Source organism: Blastococcus sp. VKM Ac-2987 (assembly GCF_026967805.1).
In the GTDB taxonomy this organism is placed as follows: Bacteria; Actinomycetota; Actinomycetes; order Mycobacteriales; family Geodermatophilaceae; genus Blastococcus.
On record NZ_JAPVBG010000001.1, the window covers coordinates 108310 to 125989 of the forward strand.

Consider the following 17680-nt stretch of genomic DNA (forward strand, 5'->3'; position numbering starts at 1 on the left):
GACGAGCTCGCACGCTCGCTCGTCATGCCCCGGCCCCGCGCACCGCGTCGGCCTCGATCTCCACCAGCATCGCGGGATCGATGAGAGCGGCGACCTGCACCATCGTGGTGGCCGGCCGGAGGTCGCCGAAGACCTCGCCGTGGGCCCGGCCGACCTCCTCCCACCGGGAGATGTCGGTGACGAACATCCGGGTGCGGACGACGTCGGCGAGGGTGAACCCGGCGCGCTCCAGCGACTGCCCGATCGTGGCCAGCGCCTGGCGGGTCTGCGCGGCGGCGTCCCCGGGGTGGGCGACGGCGCCGTCGACGGTCGACGTCGTCCCGCTCACCCAGGCGGCGTCGCCGCGGACGACGACCCGGCTGTAGCCGACGACCGCCTCCCACGGCGCCCCGGAGCCGAAGCGCAGCACGCTCACGCGAGCTCCTCGGTCACCCGCAGCGCCTCGGGCAGGGTGAACTGGCCGGCGTAGAGCGCCTTGCCGACGATGGCACCCTCGACGCCGATCGCGGCCAGCCCGGCCAGCGCGCGGATGTCGTCCAGCGAGCTGACGCCGCCGGAGGCGATGACCGGGCGCGACGTGGCGGCGCAGACCTCGCGCAGCAGCTCCAGGTTGGGCCCGCGCAGCGTGCCGTCCTTGGTGATGTCGGTGACCACGTAGCGGGCGCACCCTTCGGCGTCTAGGCGGGCGAGGGTCTCGTAGAGCTCGCCGCCCTCCCTGGTCCAACCGCGGGCGGCCAGCCGGGTACCGCGCACGTCGAGGCCGACGGCGATCCGGTCCCCGTGCTCGGCGATGGCCCGGGCGCACCACTCCGGGGACTCCAGGGCCGCGGTGCCCAGGTTCACCCGGCGGCAGCCGGTGGCCAGGGCCGCGGCCAGCGACTCGTCGTCCCGGATGCCGCCGGAGAGCTCCACGTCGACGTCCAGCTCGCCGACCACGCGGGCCAGCAGCTCGCGGTTGGAACCGCGGCCGAAGGCGGCGTCGAGGTCGACCAGGTGCACCCACTCGGCGCCGTCGCGCTGCCACTGCATCGCGGCGTCGAGCGGGTCGCCGTAGGAGGTCTCGCTCCCGGCCTCCCCCTGCACGAGACGGACGGCCTGGCCGTCGGCGACGTCGACGGCGGGGAGCAGCTGCAGCTTCGGCACGGGATGCAGCCTAGGGACCGGCGATCCGGGACCGGGCGTCAGCTCCCGCTCGCGTGCCGGGCGGCGAACCGGCCGGGCGTCATGGCGGTCACGCGGGCGAAGTCACGGGTGAAGTGGGCCTGGTCGGCGTAGCCGAGCACCGCCGCCACCTCGCCGATGCTGCCGGGGTTGCCGCGCAGCCGCTCGGCCGCCTCCTGCAGCCTCCGGCGCTGGATCAGCCACTTCGGGGTCAGCCCCAGGCGGCGGTGCACCAGCCGCTGCAGCGCCCGCTCGGACAGGCCGAAGCGCTCGCACACCTGCGCGACGCGGACGACCTCCCGGTCGCCCTCGACGAAGGCGACCACCTCGTTCACCAGGCGGCCGTCGTCGTCGACCGGGAGGAACGGCCGCAGCGCATCGCCGAAGGCGGCCATCGCCGCGCCGTGCGCCTCCGGGGCGTGCGGGTCGCGCGCGATGGCGGCGCGGACCCGGGCGGTCAGCCGCTCCCCCTCGGCTCCCAGGACCTCGGCGACGTCGACGTGCCGGTCGGTGTAACCGCTCATCGGGCCGCCGGCGATCAGCGCCCCCGCCGCCGGCGCGCACATCACCCCGACCGCCCAGCCGGTGCCGGTCAGCGTCGTCGTCGACAGGCCGGGGACCACGCCGTAGAACCGGGCGTAGTCGGCGGCGACGACCAGCAGCGCGACCGGGTACTGCAGGACGCGCTGCGGCGCCTCCCGGCCGGGCGGCACCGACCACACCGGGATCCAGAACCGCTGCAGCAGCCCGTCGAACTCCGGCTCGGCGGCGTACCGGTGCATGACGTGCGAGGCGTCGTGGGGGTCCTTGAGGTGCGCGCGCTCGATGTGGTCCATCGCGGCCGGCGCCCGGGAGCTGTCGGGTTTCATCAAGACCGAGCCTGCCGCACGCTCCTACGTTCCGGGCATGACACCGACCGCCACGAGCTACGCGTCCGCCGACCGTCCCCTCACCGCGCTCCTCGACGCCGTGCCCCCGGCCGGTTGGGCCGGCCCCTCGCCGTGCGAGGGCTGGACCGCCGCCGACGTCGTCGGCCACCTGGTCGAGACCCAGCGGCAGTTCCTCACCACGCACGGCGTCGACCTGGGCGAGGCACCCGACGTCGCCGCCGACCCGGCCGCCGCCTGGCGCGCGCACGCGCAGCGGGTGGCCCGGGCCGTGTCGGACGACGCCGTGGCCGCCCGGGAGTTCGACGGCTTCTTCGGGCCGACCACGGTGGGCGCGGCCTTCGAGCAGTTCTACGTGTGGGACATGGTCGTGCACCGCTGGGACGTCGCCCGCGCCGTCGGCGCCGACGCCGGCCTCACCGACGAGGAGCTGGACCGGATCGAGGCCGGCGCGGACAGCTTCGGTCCCGCCCTGCACATGGACGGCATCTGCCGCCCGGCCCTGGACGCGCCCGCGGACGCCGACCGGGCGACGCGCGCGCTGGCCCGGCTCGGCCGGAGCGCCTGACCGCCCGCGGCGGCCGTGCGGAAGGCTGCAGCCGTGGAGTGCCGCCGTGGAGTTCGCTGACGTCGTCCGCCGCCGCCGCATGGTGCGCGACTACGACCCCGACCGCCCGGTGCCGGCCGAGGTCCGGGACCGGCTGCTCGAGCACGCTCTCCGGGCGCCGTCGGCCGGTTTCAGCCAGGGCTGGGCGTTCCTGGTGCTCGAGACCGACGAGGACCGGGACCGCTTCTGGTCGGCCACCACCGGGGAGGGGGCGCCCGACCGCTGGCTCACCCGCATGCGCCGGGCGCCGCTGCTGGTCGTGCCGCTGGCGAACAAGAGCGCCTACCTCGACCGCTACGCCGAGCCGGACAAGGGCTGGACCGACCGGGACGAGGCCCGCTGGCCGGTGCCGTACTGGGACGTCGACGCGGGCATGGCGTCGTTGCTCATGCTGCTCACCGCGGTCGACGAGGGGCTGGGCGCCTGCTTCTTCGGCGTCCCGGGCGAGCGGGTGGACGCCTTCCGCGCGGCGTTCGGCGTCCCGGCGGAGTACCGCCCGGTCGGCTGCGTCTCGGTCGGCTACCCGGGCGCGGACGACCGCCGGTCGCCCTCGCTGCGGCGGGGCCGCCGGGGCGTCGACGAGGTCGTGCACCGCGGCCGCTGGTGAGACCGCGCGGAGGGGCCCCCTCATCCGGCTCTCACGCCCCGCTCACGCCCGCCGCCCAGACTGGCGGGGTGCACACCGCCGCCCCCGGCCCGGCCCGGGTGCCGTCCGTGTGGCCGCCCGCCCTGCAGCTCCTCCTCGGCGAGCCGGCCGCGGAGCTCTGGTCCGCCGTGCTCGGACCGCTGTCCGGCCGGCTCCGCAGCCTCACGCCGGCGGCGGTGACGCTGCGCCCGGACGGCGCGGCGACCGTCCGCCACACCGCCGTCGTCGACTGGGCCGACGGGCGGTCCACGCGGGAACACCTCGCGGCGGCGACCGGGACGGCTATCCCGCCGGGAGCCACCGTCGTCGAGGGCACGGCCGGGGGCGGACCGCTGCCCGTGGGGGTCTGGCGCTGGCCGCTGGACCCGGCGCTGCCCGGGCTGGCGTGGGCGACCTCGGCGGCCGGGGTCGCCGGGCGGCTGGGTGCGCTCGGTGTCGACGTCGGCCGCCCGCGGCTGCGGCTGCGCACCTACCGGCCGGGCCGGCGCGCGGTCGTGGAGGTGACCTCGCCGGCCGGCCGCTGGTTCCTCAAGGTGGTGCAGCCGGCCGCGGTCGCGGACCTGGTGGCCCGGCACGCCGCGCTCGGGGCGGCGGTCCCGGTGCCGCCCGTGCTGGCGAGCACCGGTGACGGCGTCGTCGTGCTGCCCGGTCTCCCGGGCACGCCGCTGCGGGCGGCGCTGACCGGTGACCCGGCCGGGCTGCCCGAGCCCGGATCCCTCGACGCCCTGCTCGACCGGCTCCCGGCGGTGCCCGCCCGGGCGCGACGGAGGACCCCGGGCGACCCGCTCCCCTCGCTGCGGGCGCACGCGGCGGTGCTCGGGACGCTCTGCCCGTCCCTGGTCGCCCGGCTGGACCGGCTCACCGCCGCGGTGGGTGCGGCCGCGGGCGAGCACCCCGTGGTCCCGGTGCACGGCGACTTCTACGAGGCGCAGTTGCTCGTCGACGCCGGAGCCGTGGTCGGGTTGCTCGACGTGGACACCGCCGGCCCGGGCGCCCGGATCGACGACTGGGCCACGCTGCTGGGGCACCTGGTGCTGCTCGAGCACCTGGTCGCCCACCCGGCGCCGCTCGCCGCCTACCGGGACCGGGTGACCGGCCTGCTCTCCGGACGCTGGCCCGAGGGCCAGCTGGCGGCACGGGTGGCCGGGGTGCTCGTGGGGCTGGCCACCGGACCGTTCCGGGTGCAGCAGCCGGGCTGGGCCGCGGCGACCGAGGCCCGGGTCGCCCTCGCCGAGGAGTGGGCCGGCCCGCCGCGGTCCGCCGCGGCCGCCGGCCGTCGCGGTCAGGCCGCGGGGAGGCGGTAGCCCATCCCGCGCACCGTCTCGATGCGGCCGGCGCCGAGCTTCTTGCGGAGGTAGCGCACGTAGACGTCGACGACGTTGGAGCCGGGGTCGAAGTCGTACCCCCACACGTGGCTGAGCAGCTGTTCGCGCGCCAGCACCTGACCCGGGTGGCGCAGGAAGGTCTCGGTGAGGGCGAACTCCCGCGCGGAGAGGTCGACGGTGCGCCCGTCCACGCTGGCCCGCCGGGTGCGCAGGTCCAGCGAGAGCCCCCCGACGGTCAGCACGGTGACCTCGCCCTCGCTCTCACGGGCGCCGGCCAGCCGCAGGCGCACCCGCGCGAGCAGCTCCTCGAAGCGGAAGGGCTTGGGCATGTAGTCGTCCGCGCCGCCCTCGAGCCCGGCGACGGTGTCCTGCACGCTGTCCCGCGCGGTCAGGACGATCACCGGGACGGTGCAGCGCTCCGCGCGCAGCGCGCGCAGGACGGCGAACCCGTCCAGCACCGGCAACCCGATGTCGAGGACCACGAGGTCGAACTCGCCGCTGCGGGCGCGGTCCAGCGCGGACAGCCCGTCGCCGACGACGGCCGTGACGAAGCCGTTGGCCCGCAGGCCCTTCTCGACGAACGCCGCGATCCGCGGCTCGTCCTCGGCGATCAGCACCCGGCTCACCGGGGTCCTCCCTCGGTCGGTGCGGACGGGACGCCGGCTCCCAGGGGCGGCGTCGCGAGCGAGTCGTCGACGGTGCCACCGGTACCGGCGGGCAGGTCGGCCGGCCCGGCGTCGCGCGGCGGCGCCGGGCGGGCGGGCAGGACGAGGGTGAAGGTGGCGCCCTCACCCGGACGGCTGTGCAGCTCGACGAAGCCGCCGTGGGCCGCCGCGATCGCCTGGACGATGGACAGGCCGAGACCCGCACCGTCGCTGCGCCGGGCACCGGAGCTCCCCCGGGCGAACCGCTCGAAGACCCGCTGCTGGTCGGCGAGCGGCACCCCCGGTCCGGTGTCGTCCACCCAGACCAGCAGTTGGTCGCCGCTGAGCCGGCTGCCCAGCACGATGCGGTCCCCGGGCTCGGTGTGCTGGACGGCGTTGTCGGCCAGGGCGACGACGGCCTGGGTGAGCCGCTGCGGGTCCAGCAGCAGGTCGGTGCGGGCGACGGCGCCGAGCTGCCACTCCCGGTCGCCGAGCCGCTGCACCTTGCCGAACACCTCGGTGGTCAGCTCCGCGACGTCGGCCGGCTGCACGCGGACGAACTCCGGCTGCTCGGCGCGGGCGAGCAGCAGGAGCTCGGACACCATGCGGTTCATCCGGTCCAGCTCGTCGTCGACCAGGGCGACGGTCTGGCGGACGTCGTCGGGATCGGCCGGGTCGAGCACCTCGAGGTGGCCGCGGACGATGGTGATCGGGGTGCGCAGCTCGTGGCCGGCGTCGTCGAGGAACCGGCGCTGGGCGGCGACGCCCCCCTCCACCCGGTCGAGCATCGCGTTGACCGCGACCGCCAGCTCGGCGAGCTCGTCGGCCGGCCGACCCTCCACCGGGATGCGGCCGGAGAGGTCGGTCTCGGTGATGCCCTGCGCGGTGGTCGCGACCGCGCGCACCGGGGCCAGGACGCGACCGGCGACGACCCACGCCCCGGCGGCGGCCAGCAGCACGGTGAGCGCGCCGACGCCCAGCATCAGCTGGGCGGTGTCGTCGGCGGCCTGCCGTTCCTGGTCGGCGAAGTAGGCGACGACGGCCACCCCGCGGGCGGGGTCGCCCTCCAGCGTCACCGGCACGGCGAGGTAGCGGACCTCCCCCGCCCCGCTGTCGTAGCGGCCGGCCGTGGGCTCCGCGACGGAGCCGACCAGCTCGGTGAAGGCGGCGTCCTCGCTCAGCAGCACCGGCGCCTCGATGCGGCTCTGGAAGCGGTACCGGCCGTCGACGTAGCCGAGGAACTTCTCGTTGGGCCGGGCGAGGTTGTAGGTGATCACGGTCTGCAGGACGTCGCCGACCGTGCCGAACGGCTCCCCGGTCTCCGGGTCGTTGCCCGAGGCGACGATCTGGGAGAACTCCGTGACCTCCGCCGCCAGCGCGACGTCCATCCGCTGGTCGGTCTCCCGGATGAGCAGCCGCCAGGTGACCAGCGTGACCAGCGCCAGGGCGAGGAGCACCAGGAGGAGGACCCAGCCGATGATGCGGGTCCGGGCGGATCGGGGCACGAGGCGGCGCCGGATGCGGTCGGGCCACCCGGTCGTCGTGCGCGGTTCGTCGCTCACCGGTCAGTCGTCGTCGTCATCGTCGTCGTCGTCATCATCGTCGGGGCCGTCGTCATCGTCGTCGTCGGGCAGGGGCGGCGGCGGGACGACGTCGGGAGCCGGTGCGGGCGCCGGCGGCGGACCGCCCGTGCCGCCGGGCGCCGGCGCTCCCGGATCAGCCGGGACCTCCGGGGCCGGCACGCCGGGCGCCGGCACGTCGGTCGGGGACGGCACGTCCGTGGGCGCCGGCCCATCGTCCGGAGCCGGCACGTCGGTCGGGGCCGGCACGTCGATGGGTGCCGGCAAGGGGCGATCCCCCGCGCCTGCCGAGCTCAGCAGCGCCCACGCCACGCCGCCGACGAGCAGGACGGCGGCCAGGCCGGCCAGCACGGCGAACACGGGACGAGGGCGCACGGCGGTCAGCCTCCGCCCCGGCGGTGACCTGCCGGTGAGAGGCACATGAGAGCACTCTCATGCCGACGGGCCGCCGGGCGCATCCGGGCGGTCAACCCAGCTCGGTGACCGCCGTGACGAGCAGCAGGTCCGAGCCGTGCGCGCCGGCCACGTCGGACCCCGCGGGGCGGGGCTCGTACCCGGGCAGGCCGGACAGGCCGTCGCTGCCGTCGGTGGCCCGCAGGCGCACCGCGCCGTCGCCGGTCACGGTGACGCTCACCGGCACCCCGTCGGCCGGGGGTGCGGAGAAGGTGACGCGCAGGCGGTCGCCACCGAGCGCCGCGTCGGGGACCGCCCGGCCGGCCACGCGGGCGCGGACCACCGAGCCGCCGTCCACGGTCAGGTCGAGGTCGACCAGCCGGACGCCGTCCCGCTGCGGCGTCACCCGCACCGTGAGCTCCCGCCGGTCGCCGAGCAGCTCGTCGGAGACGACGGAGACCTCGGGTGCCGGCAGGTCGGCGGCCTCGGCCGGACCGGTGAGCACCGGCCGCCCGGCGAGGTGGGGGTAGTCGGCGCCCAGGTCGCCCGGCCCGTCCACGAAGCGGTCGGTGTAAGCGGTGGGGGTCGTCTCGGTGCTCACCCAGCGGGCGCGGCCCGCGTCGGCGTCGAGGACGTAGGCCAGCCGGGTCGGCACCGGGTGTTCGGCGTCGAACCGGTCGACGGCGAGCCCGGCCGCGACGCACGCCGCGGCGGTCACCAGCGCGGTGACCGGCACCGCCGCCGACGCCGGCCGCCGAGGTCCCTCGGCGGGATCGGGGAACAGCAGCTCGACGGCCGGGAGCAGGACGACGGCTGAGAGCACCACCACCAGCGACGGCGCGGCCGCCGACGACATCCCCAGGGCCGGGAAGAAGAGCGCGGCGGTGGGCACCAGCACGAGCACCGCGACGGCACCGGTCACGAGGGCGGCGCCGGTGCGCACCGCCCCGCCGGGCGCCAGGACGGCGACCGTGCCGGCGAGCCCCCCAACCAGCGCGGGCAGCGCCGCCAGGTACGAGCCACCGGGCGCGACCGCGGCGAGCACCACGGCCAGCACGGCGACCCAGGCCAGCGCGCCGGCGGCCAGCGCCGCCGGACCCACCCGGCGGCGCAGCAGCGCGTACCAGAGGAGCACCACGGCCAGCACCACCGCGACGGCGGCCAGCCGGAACCAGCCCGGCCGCCAGGGATCGAGCATCGCGCCGTACGCCGGGCGCACGGCGACCAGCGCCGCCCACAGTCCCTGGGCCGCGAGCGGCGCGAGCGCCAGCGGCAGGAGCGCGAGGGCCGCCGCGGTCGCCGTCCGCCGCAACGAGCTCGCGCCGCGCCGCCGCAGGGCCGCCGCCAGGCCCACGACGCCGAGCAGCGCCGCGCCGGCCAGCGGCCAGGCGAGCCGGCCGGGGTACCGCACGAGCAGGCCGGGCAGCGGGAAGTAGGTCGCGTCCTCGTCGGCCGGCCGGGCCAGGGCGCCCAGGTCCCGGTTCCCCAGCTCGCGGGCCAGCGCCAGCGCGTTGTCGCCCAGCGCCTGCAGGGTGCCCCGGTCCAACCGCTCCGGGGTGTCCTGCGGCGAGTGGTAGGCGGCGGCGCCGTCGATGAAGGCGGTGTTCATCCCGGTGAAGTCGCCGTCCTCCAGCAGCACGCTGAAGTCGGTGTCGTTGGGCAGCGCCCGGTAGACCTCGACGGCGAAGCTGCTGGCTACCGGGTGCACCGCGGCGTCGGCGAAGACCTCGGCGAGCCCGGCGTTGCCCGGCGACGTCTCGAACATGATCGGCGGGCCGGTGGTGCCGCGGGCCTCCAGGTTGAGCACGACTCCCCCGGTGGCCAGCGGGTGCGAGGCGGCGAAGGCCTCGGCGCCGCAGAGGCATGCCTCCTCGGCGTCGGTCAGCACCACGACGACGTCGTTGCGCAGCGGCGGCCCCTCCGTGAGCGCCCGCACGGACTCCAGCACCGCCGCGACCCCGGCCGCGTCGTCCGCGGCACCGGGCGCCGCCTCGGCGGAGTCGTGGTGGGCCACCAGGTAGAGCCGGCCGGTGGGGTCGGTGCCGGGCAGCACCGCGACGACGTTGCGCACGCGGGCCATGCGCGCCTCCCCCGCGCCGCCGCTGCGCGCCCCGACGGCGTTCTGGACCCGGGTGTCGAGGCCGAGCCCGCTGAGCGTGCCCACCAGGCGGTCGACGACCCGGTCGTTCTCCGGGCTGCCCGCGACGTGCACCTCGGCCGCGATCTCCGCCACGTGCGCGAAGGCGCGGGCGGCGCTGAAGTCGGTCGCCGGGGCGTCGGCCGGCCGCGGGTCCGGCGGGCGCAGACCGGCGACCGACCAGGCGGCGAGGACCAGCAGCAGCGCGACGACGGCGAGCCCGGCGAGCCGGCCGGGCCGCCGGCCGGGCCGCGGCGTTCGCTTGGCTGGCACGCCGACCTCCTGAGCAGCGCCGGGACGGGACGCGCGGAACCCTAGGCGTCGATCGGGGCCCGGCCGGGCAGGCGCGGCCCCGGCCCGTCGGTGCGGGCTGGTTGACTCCCCGCGTGGCCGATCCCAGCGACTCCCGCGCCGTCCTCGTGACCGGCGCCTCCCGCGGCATCGGCCGGGCGATCGCGCACGCCTTCGCGGCCCAGGGCGACCGGGTGGCCGTCCACTGCGGCAGTTCCCGGCAGGCGGCCGACCGCGTGGCCGCCGAGCTACCCGGGCAGGGGCACGTCGTGGTGCAGGCCGACGTGGCCGACGCCGAGGCGGTCGGGGCGATGGTGGACGAGGCGGCGGCCGCGCTGGGCGGGTTGCAGGTGCTGGTGAACAACGCCGGCGTCTACACCGCGCACCCGCCACTGGAGACGGCCTGGGCCGACTGGCAGGCGGCCGTGTCGCGCACCCTGCAGGTCAACCTGGTCGGCGCCATGCATGCCACGTTCCGAGCGGTGCCGCACCTGGTCGCGGCCGGCGGCGGCGCGGTGGTCAACGTGACCAGCCGCGGCGCCTTCCGCGGCGAGCCGAACACCCCGGCCTACGGTGCGGCGAAGGCCGGGCTCAACGCCTTCGGGCAGTCGATGGCCCAGGCGCTGGCGCCGCAGGGGATCACCGTGGGCAGCGTCGCGCCGGGGTTCGTGCAGACGGAGATGGCGCGGGAGATCCTCGACGGGCCGGGTGGCGACGCCGTCCGGGCGCAGTCGCCCTACGGCCGGGTGGCGACACCTGAGGAGGTCGCCGCGGCCGTGCTGTGGCTCGCGTCGCCGGGCGCCCGCTTCTCCACCGGCACGATCATCGACGTCAACGGCGCCAGCTACCTGCGCAGCTGAGCCGGCGCGCTCAGTCGAGCGAGCCCAGCCAGTTGGTCAGCAGCTCGGCACCCGCGTCGCCGCTCTTCTCCGGGTGGAACTGCGTCGCCGACAGCGGGCCGTTCTCCACGCCGGCGACGAAGCGGTCGCCGTGCTCGGCCCAGGTGACCGTGGGAGGCGTGAGCCGCGAGGGCTTGCCGTCCTGGCCGAGGGGGAAGTTCCGGACGCCGTAGGAGTGCACGAAGTAGAAGCGCTCGTCCTCGAGGCCGTCGAAGAGCACGCTCTCCCGGGGCGCCTGCACGGTGTTCCAGCCCATGTGCGGCAGCACCGGCGCCTGCAGCGGCTCGACGACCCCGGGCCACTCGCCGCAGCCCTCGGCGTCCACGCCGTGCTCCACGCCGCGCTCGAAGAGGATCTGCATGCCGACGCAGATGCCGAGCACCGGACGGCCACCGGCGAGGCGGCGGCCGATGATCCGGCGCCCCTGGACGGCGTCCAGCCCGGTCATGCAGGCGGCGAAGGCGCCCACGCCGGGGACGACGAGCCCGTCGGCGTCCAGCGCCGTCTGGAAGTCGGCGGTCACCGTCACGTCGGCCCCGACCCGCTCCAGCGCGCGCTCGGCCGACCGCAGGTTGCCCGAGCCGTAGTCGAGGACCGCCACCTTCTTCACCCCTGCCACGCTACCGACCAGCACGGGAGCGGCCGGAAGTGTTCCCGCCCGCCGGCTCCCGCGGACCCGCAACGACGGGCACTCAGCCGACCGGCACCGGAGCCGGCGCAGCCACCGCCCGGCCGCTGCCAAGACCTGCCGTAGATCTGTGGACGAGCGTCTGACCTGCGGTTTCCAGTTGTCGATCACGTTCGGATCCGGTAGTCTTCGATCATGTGTTCGACCACTGCGGGGAGTGCGCTGGACCGGCTGGGGGCCGCGCTGGACGACCTTGCGGGTGAGGGCCTGTCCGGCCGCTTCGGGCCGGAGCTGCTGGACCGGCTCACCGGCCTGCTCACGGCGCAGAACCGGCTGGCGGCGCAGGTGGCGCGCACGGTGCGGGAGTGCGAGGTCACCCAGGCCCCGGAGCACGACGGGCTGAAGACGATGGCGTCCTGGCTGCGCGGGCACGGCAAGCTCTCACCGGCCGCGGCCTCCCGGGTGGTGCGCACCGGCCGGGCGCTGGCCGAGCTGCCCGCGGTGGCCGAGGCGTTCGCCGACGGGGCGGTGACCGCGGAGCAGGTGGCGCTGATCGCCCCGGTCGTCGAGCCAGCCAACGTCGCCGCGGCGCAGGCGCAAGCCGTGGACCTGGCCGCGGTCGACGCGACCCTGGCCGAGGTCGCCGCCGGGTCGGCGTTCGGGCCGCTGCGTCAGGTGGTCGGGCACTACCTCGCGCGGCTGGACCCCGACGGCCCCGAGCCGGACCCGACCGAGGGCCGGTCGTGGGTCTTCGCCACCCACGCCGACGGCCGGGTCGCCGGCCGGTTCGAACTCGACGCCGTCGGCGGGGAGAAGCTGCAGGCCGTCCTGGAGTCGATGGTGCAAGCGGGTCGTTGCGCCGGGGACACCCGCACCAGGGCCCAGCAGCTCGCCGACGCCGCGGTGCAGTGGGCCGACAACGTCCTCGCCTCCGGGCAGCTGCCGTTCCTGCGGACGGTCAAGCCGCACGTGGTCGTCACCATCCCCCTGGTCGACCTGGTCGACCCCGGCACCGGGCCCGCCGCCGGACAACTCGCCTCCGGGACGGCGATCTCCGCGGCGCGAGCCCGCTGGCTGGCCTGCGACGGCAAGGTCACCCGCATCGTCGTCGGGCCCGAGAGCCAGCCCCTGGAGCTGGGCCGCAGCCACCGGGTCGTTCCGCCGCACCTGCGCCGCGCGGTCGAGCACCGCGACCGCCACTGCGTGTTCGCCGGCTGCGACGCCCCCGCCTACTGGTGCGACGTCCACCACGTACTCGAGTGGGTCGCCCACGAGGGCGAGACCTCGCTGGAGAACTCCGCCCTCCTGTGCGAACGGCACCACACCAAGGTGCACCACGGCTTCCGGATCGAGCGGGACAGCCGGGGTCGGTGGCACACCTACCGCCCCGACGGCACCGAGATCCTGATTTTCCCCCGCATCACCGCAGCACCCGAACGCACGCGCACCGGCTGAGCCACCGAGGCACGACGACACCGCCCGGATTCTCCGGCGTGGGGCGTCGTGCGCGCCGTCGGGGCGGTACGCCGCGGGGTGCGACCCGAGTGCGGCTGGGTCGGCGAGTGCCGCGCGCCGGTCGGCGAGTGCCGCGCGCCGGTCGGCGGGTGCCGCGCGCCGGTCGGCGGGTGCCGCGGGCAGGTTGGCGCGTGCCGAGGGGATACGGGTGGTTCGGCGGGTGCCGCGGGCAGGTCGGCGCGTGCCGAGGGGATACGGGTGGTTCGGCGCCTGCCGCGGGGAGGTCGGCGGGTGCTCAGCGGGACGGCTGATCGGGCCAGGGCAGGACCGTGAGCTCGGGCCACTCCCCCGCCCAGCGCGCGGCCTTCGCCTCGTAGACGTGCCGGGGCGCCAGCCGCGGGTTGGGCCGCACGACCAGCGCGAACAGGTCGTCGTAGCCGTGCGGCGCGTAGACCTCGACCGCACCCGCGTCGTCGACCCGGATGCCGTAGCAGCAGCAGACGGCGGCGAAGTGGTCGATGGCGTCCGCGCAGTCGCGGAACGGCGCGGCCGGCACCCCGAACTTCCGCTCGTACCAGAGGTGCACCCGCGCCTCGTTGCGGATCTCGACCGGCACCGGCAGGTCGGCGAACAGCTCCGCGCCCGCCCGGATCACCGCGTCCTCGGCCGCCCACGAGGTGTCGGGGTCGAAGTAGAAGAAGTCGGCGTCGCGGATGCCGGTGCCCGGCGCTCGGCCGGTGAGTCCGTTCCACACCGTCTGGAACAGCGCCCCCGCGGTCAGCCACCAGTCGTCGAGCCCCAGGGCGGGGGCCCGGTCGAGCACCGCCCGCACCGTGGGGTCGGCGGTGACCAGCTCGAGGAAGCGTTCCTCGTCCGGGCGGCTCACACCAGCCGGAGGATGCCCGAGGCCGTCGCCAGCAGCGCCGCCGCCAGCAGGATGCCGGCGAAGACGACCTGCGGACCCGTGCGCCCGGTCTCGGAGTCCGCCCGCCAGATGCTCCAGGCGCCGCCCAGGAGGAACCCGCCGAGCACGACGAGGATCAGGCCGAAGTCCACCGGGCTACAGGGCGCCCTTGGTCGACGGCACGTCGGTGACCCGCGGGTCCAGGGCGACGGCGGTGCGCAGCGCCCGCGCCAGCGCCTTGAACTGCCCCTCGACGATGTGGTGGGCGTCCCGGCCGGCGTAGAGCACCCGCACGTGCAGGCTGATCCGGGCGTTGAACGCGAAGGACTCCAGCACGTGCTTGGTCAGGCTGGTCGGGTAGTCCGGCCCGATCATCGGCGTCATGTTCTCGGGCTCGGCGTGCACGAAGTACGGCCGGCCGGAGAGGTCGACGGCGGCCTGTGCGAGCACCTCGTCCATCGGGATCGTCGCGTCGCCGTAGCGGGTGATGCCGCGCTTGTCGCCCAGCGCCTGCGCGAAGGCCTGGCCCAGCGCGATGGCGACGTCCTCCACCGTGTGGTGGGCGTCGATGTGCAGGTCGCCGTCGGCGCGCACGGTCAGGTCGATGCCGCTGTGCTTGGACAGCGCCGTCAGCATGTGGTCGTAGAAGCCCACCCCGGTGCTGATCGAGCTGACGCCGGTGCCGTCGAGGTCGAGTTCCACCACGAGCTTGGTCTCGTTGGTCTGTCGCTCGACGCGTGCGGTGCGGGTCATGCGGTCAGTCTCCCAGAGTCGTGCGGTGGTCCGGCGCGACCTCACCCAGCGCGGTGAGGAACGCCTCGGTCTCCTCGGCGGTGCCGGCGGTGACGCGGAGCCAGCCGGGCAGGCCGACGTCCCGCACGAGCACCCCGCGGTCCAGCAGCGCCTGCCAGGCCTTACCCGCGTCGGCGAAGTGCCCGAAGAGGACGAAGTTGGCGTCGCTCGGCACGCTGGTCAGCCCCAGAACGGGCAGGGCGGCGACGATCCGGTCCCGCTGCGCCTTCACGGCGTCGACGGTCGCCAGCAGCGCGTCGGTGTGCGCCAGCGCGGTCCGCGCGGCTGCCTGGGTGAGCGAGCTCAGGTGGTAGGGCAGCCGGACCAGCTGCAGCGCGTCGACGACGGCGGCGTCCGCGGCCAGGTAGCCCAGCCGCAGCCCGGCCATGCCGAAGGCCTTGCTCATCGTCCGGCTCACGATCAGCCGCGGGCGCCCCGGCAGCAGCGTCAGCGCCGAGGGGGTGCCGGTGCGGGCGAACTCCGCGTACGCCTCGTCGACGACGAGCACCCCGTCGGTGGCCTCGTAGAGCGCGGCGACGGTGTCCAGCTCGACGGCGGTCCCGGTGGGGTTGTTCGGACTGGTCACGAAGGTGACGTCGGGCCGCACCTCCCGCACCTGCGCCACGGCGGCCGCGACGTCGATGGTGAAGTCCGCCGCCCGGTGGCCGTCGACCCACGCCGTCCCGGTGCCCGCGGCGATGATCGGGTGCATCGAGTACGAGGGCGTGAACCCCAGCGCGGTCCGCGCCGCTCCCCCGAACGCCTGCAGGATCTGCTGCAGCACCTCGTTGGATCCGTTGGCCGCCCACACCTGCGACGGGCCCACGGCCTGCCCGCCGGTGCGGCTCAGGTAGCCGGCGAGGTCCGTGCGCAGCGCCACGGCGTCGCGGTCGGGGTAGCGGTTGAGCTCCAGCGCGGCGGTGCCCAGCGCCGCCCCGAGGTCGGCGAGCAGCTCGGCCGGCAGCGGGTGCGGGTTCTCGTTGGTGTTGAGCCGGTGCGTGGCGGGCAGCTGCGGGGCGCCGTAGGGCGTGCGTCCGCGCAGCTCCGGCCGCAGCGGGAGCTCGTCGAGGCCGGCCATCAGCCGCTCTGCCGCGCGGTCTGCCGGATGCGGACGGCGGCGGCGTGCGCCGGCAGGTCCTCGGCGCCGGCGAGGGCGTCGACGTGCCGCGCGACGTCGGCCAGCGCCTGCTCGTCGTACTCGACGAGGTGGATGCCGCGCAGGAACGACTGCACGGACAGTCCGCTGGAGTGCCGGGCGCACCCGCCGGTCGGCAGCACGTGGTTGGAGCCGGCGATGTAGTCGCCGAGCGAGACCGGCGACCAGGCGCCGATGAAGATCGCGCCCGCGTTGCGCACCCGCAGCGCCACCTCGCGGGGTCGCTGAGTCTGGATCTCCAGGTGCTCGGCGGCGTAGGCGTCCACCACGCGCAGGCCGGCGTCCAGGTCGTCGACCAGCACGACGCCGGACTGGCTGCCGTCCAGCGCGGTGCGGATCCGGTCGGAGTGCTTCGTGGCGTCCACCTGCCCGGGCACCAGCGCGAGGACGGCGTCGGCCAGCTCCTCGCTGGTGGTGACGAGCACCGCGCCGGCGAGGGGATCGTGCTCGGCCTGGCTGATCAGGTCGGCCGCCACGTGCCCCGGGTCGGCGGTGTCGTCGGCGAGGATGGCCACCTCCGTGGGGCCGGCCTCGGAGTCGATGCCGATCAGCCCGCGCAGCAGCCGCTTGGCGGCGGTCACGTACACGTTGCCGGGGCCGGTGACCATGTCGACCGGCTCGCAGGACCCGGCGCCGTACCCGAAGACGGCGATGGCCTGCGCGCCGCCGACGGCGTAGACCTCGGTGACCCCGAGCAGCGCGCACGCGGCGAGCACGCCCGGGTCGGGCAGGCCGCCGTGGTCGCGCTGCGGCGGGGAGGCCACGGCGATCGACTCGACGCCGGCGATCTGCGCGGGCACCACGTTCATGACCACGCTGGACAGCAGCGGCGCCAGCCCGCCGGGCACGTACAGCCCCACGCGGCGGACCGGCAGCCAGCGCTCGGTCACGCTGCCGCCGCCGACGACCTGCGTGGTGACGTCGGTGCGGCGCTGGTCGGCGTGCACCTTCCGGACCCGGGAGATCGCCTCCTCGAGCGCCTCGCGCAGCGTCGGGTCGCACTCGGCCAGCGCCCGGTCCAGCGCCTCCTGCGGCACGGCGAAGTCCTCGGCGTCCACCCCGTCGAGCCGGGCGGTGATCTCCCGCACCGCCTGGGCGCCCCGGATCCGCACGTCCTCGCAGAGCGGCCGGACGGTGGCCATGACCGAGTCGATGTCGGTGGCGGCCCGCGGCAGCAGGCCGGCGAGCTCGCGGACGCCGGGCAGCGCGGTTCCGCGCAGGTCGATGCGGGCGAGCACGGATGCCTCCGGGGGTGGGCGGGACGAGTCGCTGGCGTGGGCCGACGCGGCCTCCAGCGTAGCCAGCGCCGCCCGCCGCGCCCGGGGCGCCCGGGCGGGCGGTGGGCCCGCGACCCGTACGCTTGCCCGGATGGGTGAGCTGATCCCGCTGTTCCCGCTGGGACGGCCGCTGTTCCCCGGGGTCGTGCTGCCCCTGCAGATCTTCGAGCCCCGGTACCGCCGGCTGATGCGCGACCTGATGGACCTGCCCGAGCACGGGGACCGGCGCTTCTTCGGCGTCGTGGCCATCCGGCAGGGCTGGGAGGTCGAGCACGTCTCGCCGGCCGCGGCGCTCTACGACATCGGCTGCACCGCGCGGCTGCAGCGGATCCAGCCCCAGGCCGACGGCGGCTTCCGGATCCTCACCGTGGGCGGCGAGCGGTTCCGCCTGCTCGACGTCGTCGTCGGCGACGACCCGCCCTACCTGCAGGCCGAGGTGGAGTGGCTCGCCGAGGAGGAGGCCGCCGAGGAGGCGGCCGGCGACGCCGAGGCGGTCACCGACGGCACCGGCCCGCCGGCGCCGCCCGCCGACGAGGTGGCCACCTCGGTGGCCCGCGGCTCGCTGGACGTGCTCGCCCACGGGGTGGGCGACCTGTTCACCCGCTACGTGTCGGAGGTGTCGGCGCTGGGCGCCGGGGCCCAGGGGGACGGTGTGGAGGCCGCGGTGCGCCTCGCCGCCGCGGCCGACGACCCGGAGGCGCTGTCGTGGCTGGTCGCGTCCTCGGCGCTGCTGACGACGGAGGACCGGCAGGCCCTGCTGGCGGAGTCCGCGACCCGCCGGCGGCTGGCGGCGGAGTCCCGCCTGCTGCGCCGCGAGCTGACGCTGCTGCAGACCCTCGGCGCGGTGCCCGCGCCGCTGCAGCAGTTCGCCACCCCGATGACGGTGAACTGAACCTGG

At 76.3% G+C, this 17680-nt stretch carries 19 protein-coding genes; 6 read left to right on the forward strand and 13 right to left on the reverse strand.

The window, feature by feature from the left end; translation table 11 throughout:
* Positions 1–22: 22 nt before the first annotated feature.
* Genes O2W17_RS00505 through O2W17_RS00515 form a run of 3 tightly spaced genes read right to left on the reverse strand, consistent with a single transcriptional unit; the run spans position 23 to position 2030 of the window.
* The gene (locus O2W17_RS00505) at positions 23–415 is read right to left on the reverse strand and encodes a RidA family protein (protein ID WP_269190432.1); all 393 of its coding nucleotides are present in this window, start codon (positions 413–415) and stop codon (positions 23–25) included.
* The gene (gene priA, locus O2W17_RS00510) at positions 412–1143 is read right to left on the reverse strand and encodes a bifunctional 1-(5-phosphoribosyl)-5-((5-phosphoribosylamino)methylideneamino)imidazole-4-carboxamide isomerase/phosphoribosylanthranilate isomerase PriA (protein ID WP_269190433.1); all 732 of its coding nucleotides are present in this window, start codon (positions 1141–1143) and stop codon (positions 412–414) included. The genes O2W17_RS00505 and priA overlap by 4 nt, the downstream gene beginning before the upstream one ends.
* Positions 1144–1181: 38 nt before the next feature.
* Positions 1182–2030, reverse strand: a complete 849-nt coding sequence (locus tag O2W17_RS00515; protein ID WP_269190434.1) for a helix-turn-helix domain-containing protein — start codon at positions 2028–2030, stop codon at positions 1182–1184.
* A gap of 37 nt (positions 2031–2067) precedes the next feature.
* Between O2W17_RS00515 and O2W17_RS00520 the strand changes: the two genes are divergently transcribed.
* The 3 genes from O2W17_RS00520 to O2W17_RS00530 all read left to right on the forward strand — a co-directional run bounded on the left by O2W17_RS00520 (position 2068) and on the right by O2W17_RS00530 (position 4605).
* Positions 2068–2616, forward strand: coding sequence for a TIGR03086 family metal-binding protein (locus tag O2W17_RS00520; RefSeq protein ID WP_269190435.1), 549 nt, complete (start codon positions 2068–2070; stop codon positions 2614–2616).
* Positions 2617–2662: 46 nt separating this feature from the next.
* Positions 2663–3262 carry a nitroreductase family protein gene (locus tag O2W17_RS00525; RefSeq protein ID WP_269190436.1) on the forward strand — a complete coding sequence of 200 codons (600 nt, stop codon included), beginning with the start codon at positions 2663–2665 and terminating at the stop codon, positions 3260–3262.
* A 68-nt stretch (positions 3263–3330) separates the two neighbouring features.
* Complete coding sequence (locus O2W17_RS00530) at positions 3331–4605, forward strand: phosphotransferase (RefSeq protein ID WP_269190437.1); 1275 nt, start codon at positions 3331–3333, stop codon at positions 4603–4605.
* On the opposite strand, the gene O2W17_RS00535 is transcribed toward O2W17_RS00530, so the two are convergent.
* The 4 genes from O2W17_RS00535 to O2W17_RS00550 form a co-directional block, all read right to left on the reverse strand.
* Positions 4584–5252: a response regulator transcription factor gene (locus O2W17_RS00535; RefSeq protein WP_269190438.1), complete on the reverse strand. Its 669-nt coding sequence runs from the start codon at positions 5250–5252 to the stop codon at positions 4584–4586. The genes O2W17_RS00530 and O2W17_RS00535 overlap by 22 nt on opposite strands.
* Entirely contained in the window at positions 5249–6832 is a 1584-nt protein-coding gene (locus O2W17_RS00540) for a sensor histidine kinase (protein WP_269190439.1), read from the reverse strand. Before O2W17_RS00540 ends, O2W17_RS00535 begins: the two co-directional genes overlap by 4 nt.
* A gap of 3 nt (positions 6833–6835) precedes the next feature.
* Positions 6836–7225: a hypothetical protein gene (locus O2W17_RS00545; protein ID WP_269190440.1), complete on the reverse strand. Its 390-nt coding sequence runs from the start codon at positions 7223–7225 to the stop codon at positions 6836–6838.
* A 91-nt stretch (positions 7226–7316) separates the two neighbouring features.
* Positions 7317–9653, reverse strand: coding sequence for a M28 family peptidase (locus O2W17_RS00550; RefSeq protein ID WP_269190441.1), 2337 nt, complete (start codon positions 9651–9653; stop codon positions 7317–7319).
* Between the two features lie 113 nt (positions 9654–9766).
* Here O2W17_RS00550 and O2W17_RS00555 point away from each other — a divergent pair, with 113 nt between their 5' ends.
* Positions 9767–10531 carry an SDR family NAD(P)-dependent oxidoreductase gene (locus O2W17_RS00555; protein ID WP_269190442.1) on the forward strand — a complete coding sequence of 255 codons (765 nt, stop codon included), beginning with the start codon at positions 9767–9769 and terminating at the stop codon, positions 10529–10531.
* Between the two features lie 10 nt (positions 10532–10541).
* Here O2W17_RS00555 and hisH read toward each other — a convergent pair whose 3' ends face one another.
* On the reverse strand, positions 10542–11180 hold the full coding sequence (gene hisH, locus O2W17_RS00560) for an imidazole glycerol phosphate synthase subunit HisH (RefSeq protein ID WP_269190443.1): 639 nt from the start codon (positions 11178–11180) through the stop codon (positions 10542–10544).
* Between the two features lie 213 nt (positions 11181–11393).
* Here hisH and O2W17_RS00565 point away from each other — a divergent pair, with 213 nt between their 5' ends.
* On the forward strand, positions 11394–12653 hold the full coding sequence (locus tag O2W17_RS00565; RefSeq protein ID WP_269190444.1) for an HNH endonuclease signature motif containing protein: 1260 nt from the start codon (positions 11394–11396) through the stop codon (positions 12651–12653).
* A 295-nt stretch (positions 12654–12948) separates the two neighbouring features.
* On the opposite strand, the gene O2W17_RS00570 is transcribed toward O2W17_RS00565, so the two are convergent.
* The 5 genes from O2W17_RS00570 to hisD are packed head-to-tail and all read right to left on the reverse strand — an operon-like array spanning position 12949 to position 16743.
* Entirely contained in the window at positions 12949–13539 is a 591-nt protein-coding gene (locus tag O2W17_RS00570) for a nucleotidyltransferase family protein (protein WP_269190445.1), read from the reverse strand.
* Positions 13536–13709: a hypothetical protein gene (locus O2W17_RS00575; RefSeq protein ID WP_269190446.1), complete on the reverse strand. Its 174-nt coding sequence runs from the start codon at positions 13707–13709 to the stop codon at positions 13536–13538. Before O2W17_RS00575 ends, O2W17_RS00570 begins: the two co-directional genes overlap by 4 nt.
* Before the next feature lie 4 nt (positions 13710–13713).
* Complete coding sequence (gene hisB / locus O2W17_RS00580) at positions 13714–14310, reverse strand: imidazoleglycerol-phosphate dehydratase HisB (protein ID WP_269190447.1); 597 nt, start codon at positions 14308–14310, stop codon at positions 13714–13716.
* 4 nt (positions 14311–14314) lie between these two features.
* On the reverse strand, positions 14315–15427 hold the full coding sequence (locus tag O2W17_RS00585) for a histidinol-phosphate transaminase (RefSeq protein ID WP_269190448.1): 1113 nt from the start codon (positions 15425–15427) through the stop codon (positions 14315–14317).
* The gene (gene hisD, locus O2W17_RS00590) at positions 15427–16743 is read right to left on the reverse strand and encodes a histidinol dehydrogenase (RefSeq protein WP_269190449.1); all 1317 of its coding nucleotides are present in this window, start codon (positions 16741–16743) and stop codon (positions 15427–15429) included. The genes O2W17_RS00585 and hisD overlap by 1 nt, the downstream gene beginning before the upstream one ends.
* Positions 16744–16873: 130 nt before the next feature.
* On the opposite strand from hisD, the gene O2W17_RS00595 reads away from it, so the two are divergent.
* Positions 16874–17674 (forward strand): LON peptidase substrate-binding domain-containing protein, encoded by an 801-nt coding sequence (locus O2W17_RS00595; protein WP_269190450.1) that lies wholly within the window; start codon positions 16874–16876, stop codon positions 17672–17674.
* The last annotated feature ends 6 nt before the right edge of the window (positions 17675–17680 follow it).

Excerpts from the sequence above, each read along its gene's own strand:
- O2W17_RS00520 (WP_269190435.1), top strand. The coding sequence starts at position 2,068 with ATGACACCGACCGCCACGAGCTACGCGTCCGCCGACCGTCCCCTCACC.
- O2W17_RS00515 (WP_269190434.1), bottom strand. The coding sequence starts at position 2,030 with ATGAAACCCGACAGCTCCCGGGCGCCGGCCGCGATGGACCACATCGAG.
- O2W17_RS00595 (WP_269190450.1), top strand. The coding sequence starts at position 16,874 with ATGGGTGAGCTGATCCCGCTGTTCCCGCTGGGACGGCCGCTGTTCCCC.
- O2W17_RS00565 (WP_269190444.1), top strand. The coding sequence starts at position 11,394 with ATGTGTTCGACCACTGCGGGGAGTGCGCTGGACCGGCTGGGGGCCGCG.
- O2W17_RS00585 (WP_269190448.1), bottom strand. The coding sequence starts at position 15,427 with ATGGCCGGCCTCGACGAGCTCCCGCTGCGGCCGGAGCTGCGCGGACGC.
- hisB (WP_269190447.1), bottom strand. The coding sequence starts at position 14,310 with ATGACCCGCACCGCACGCGTCGAGCGACAGACCAACGAGACCAAGCTC.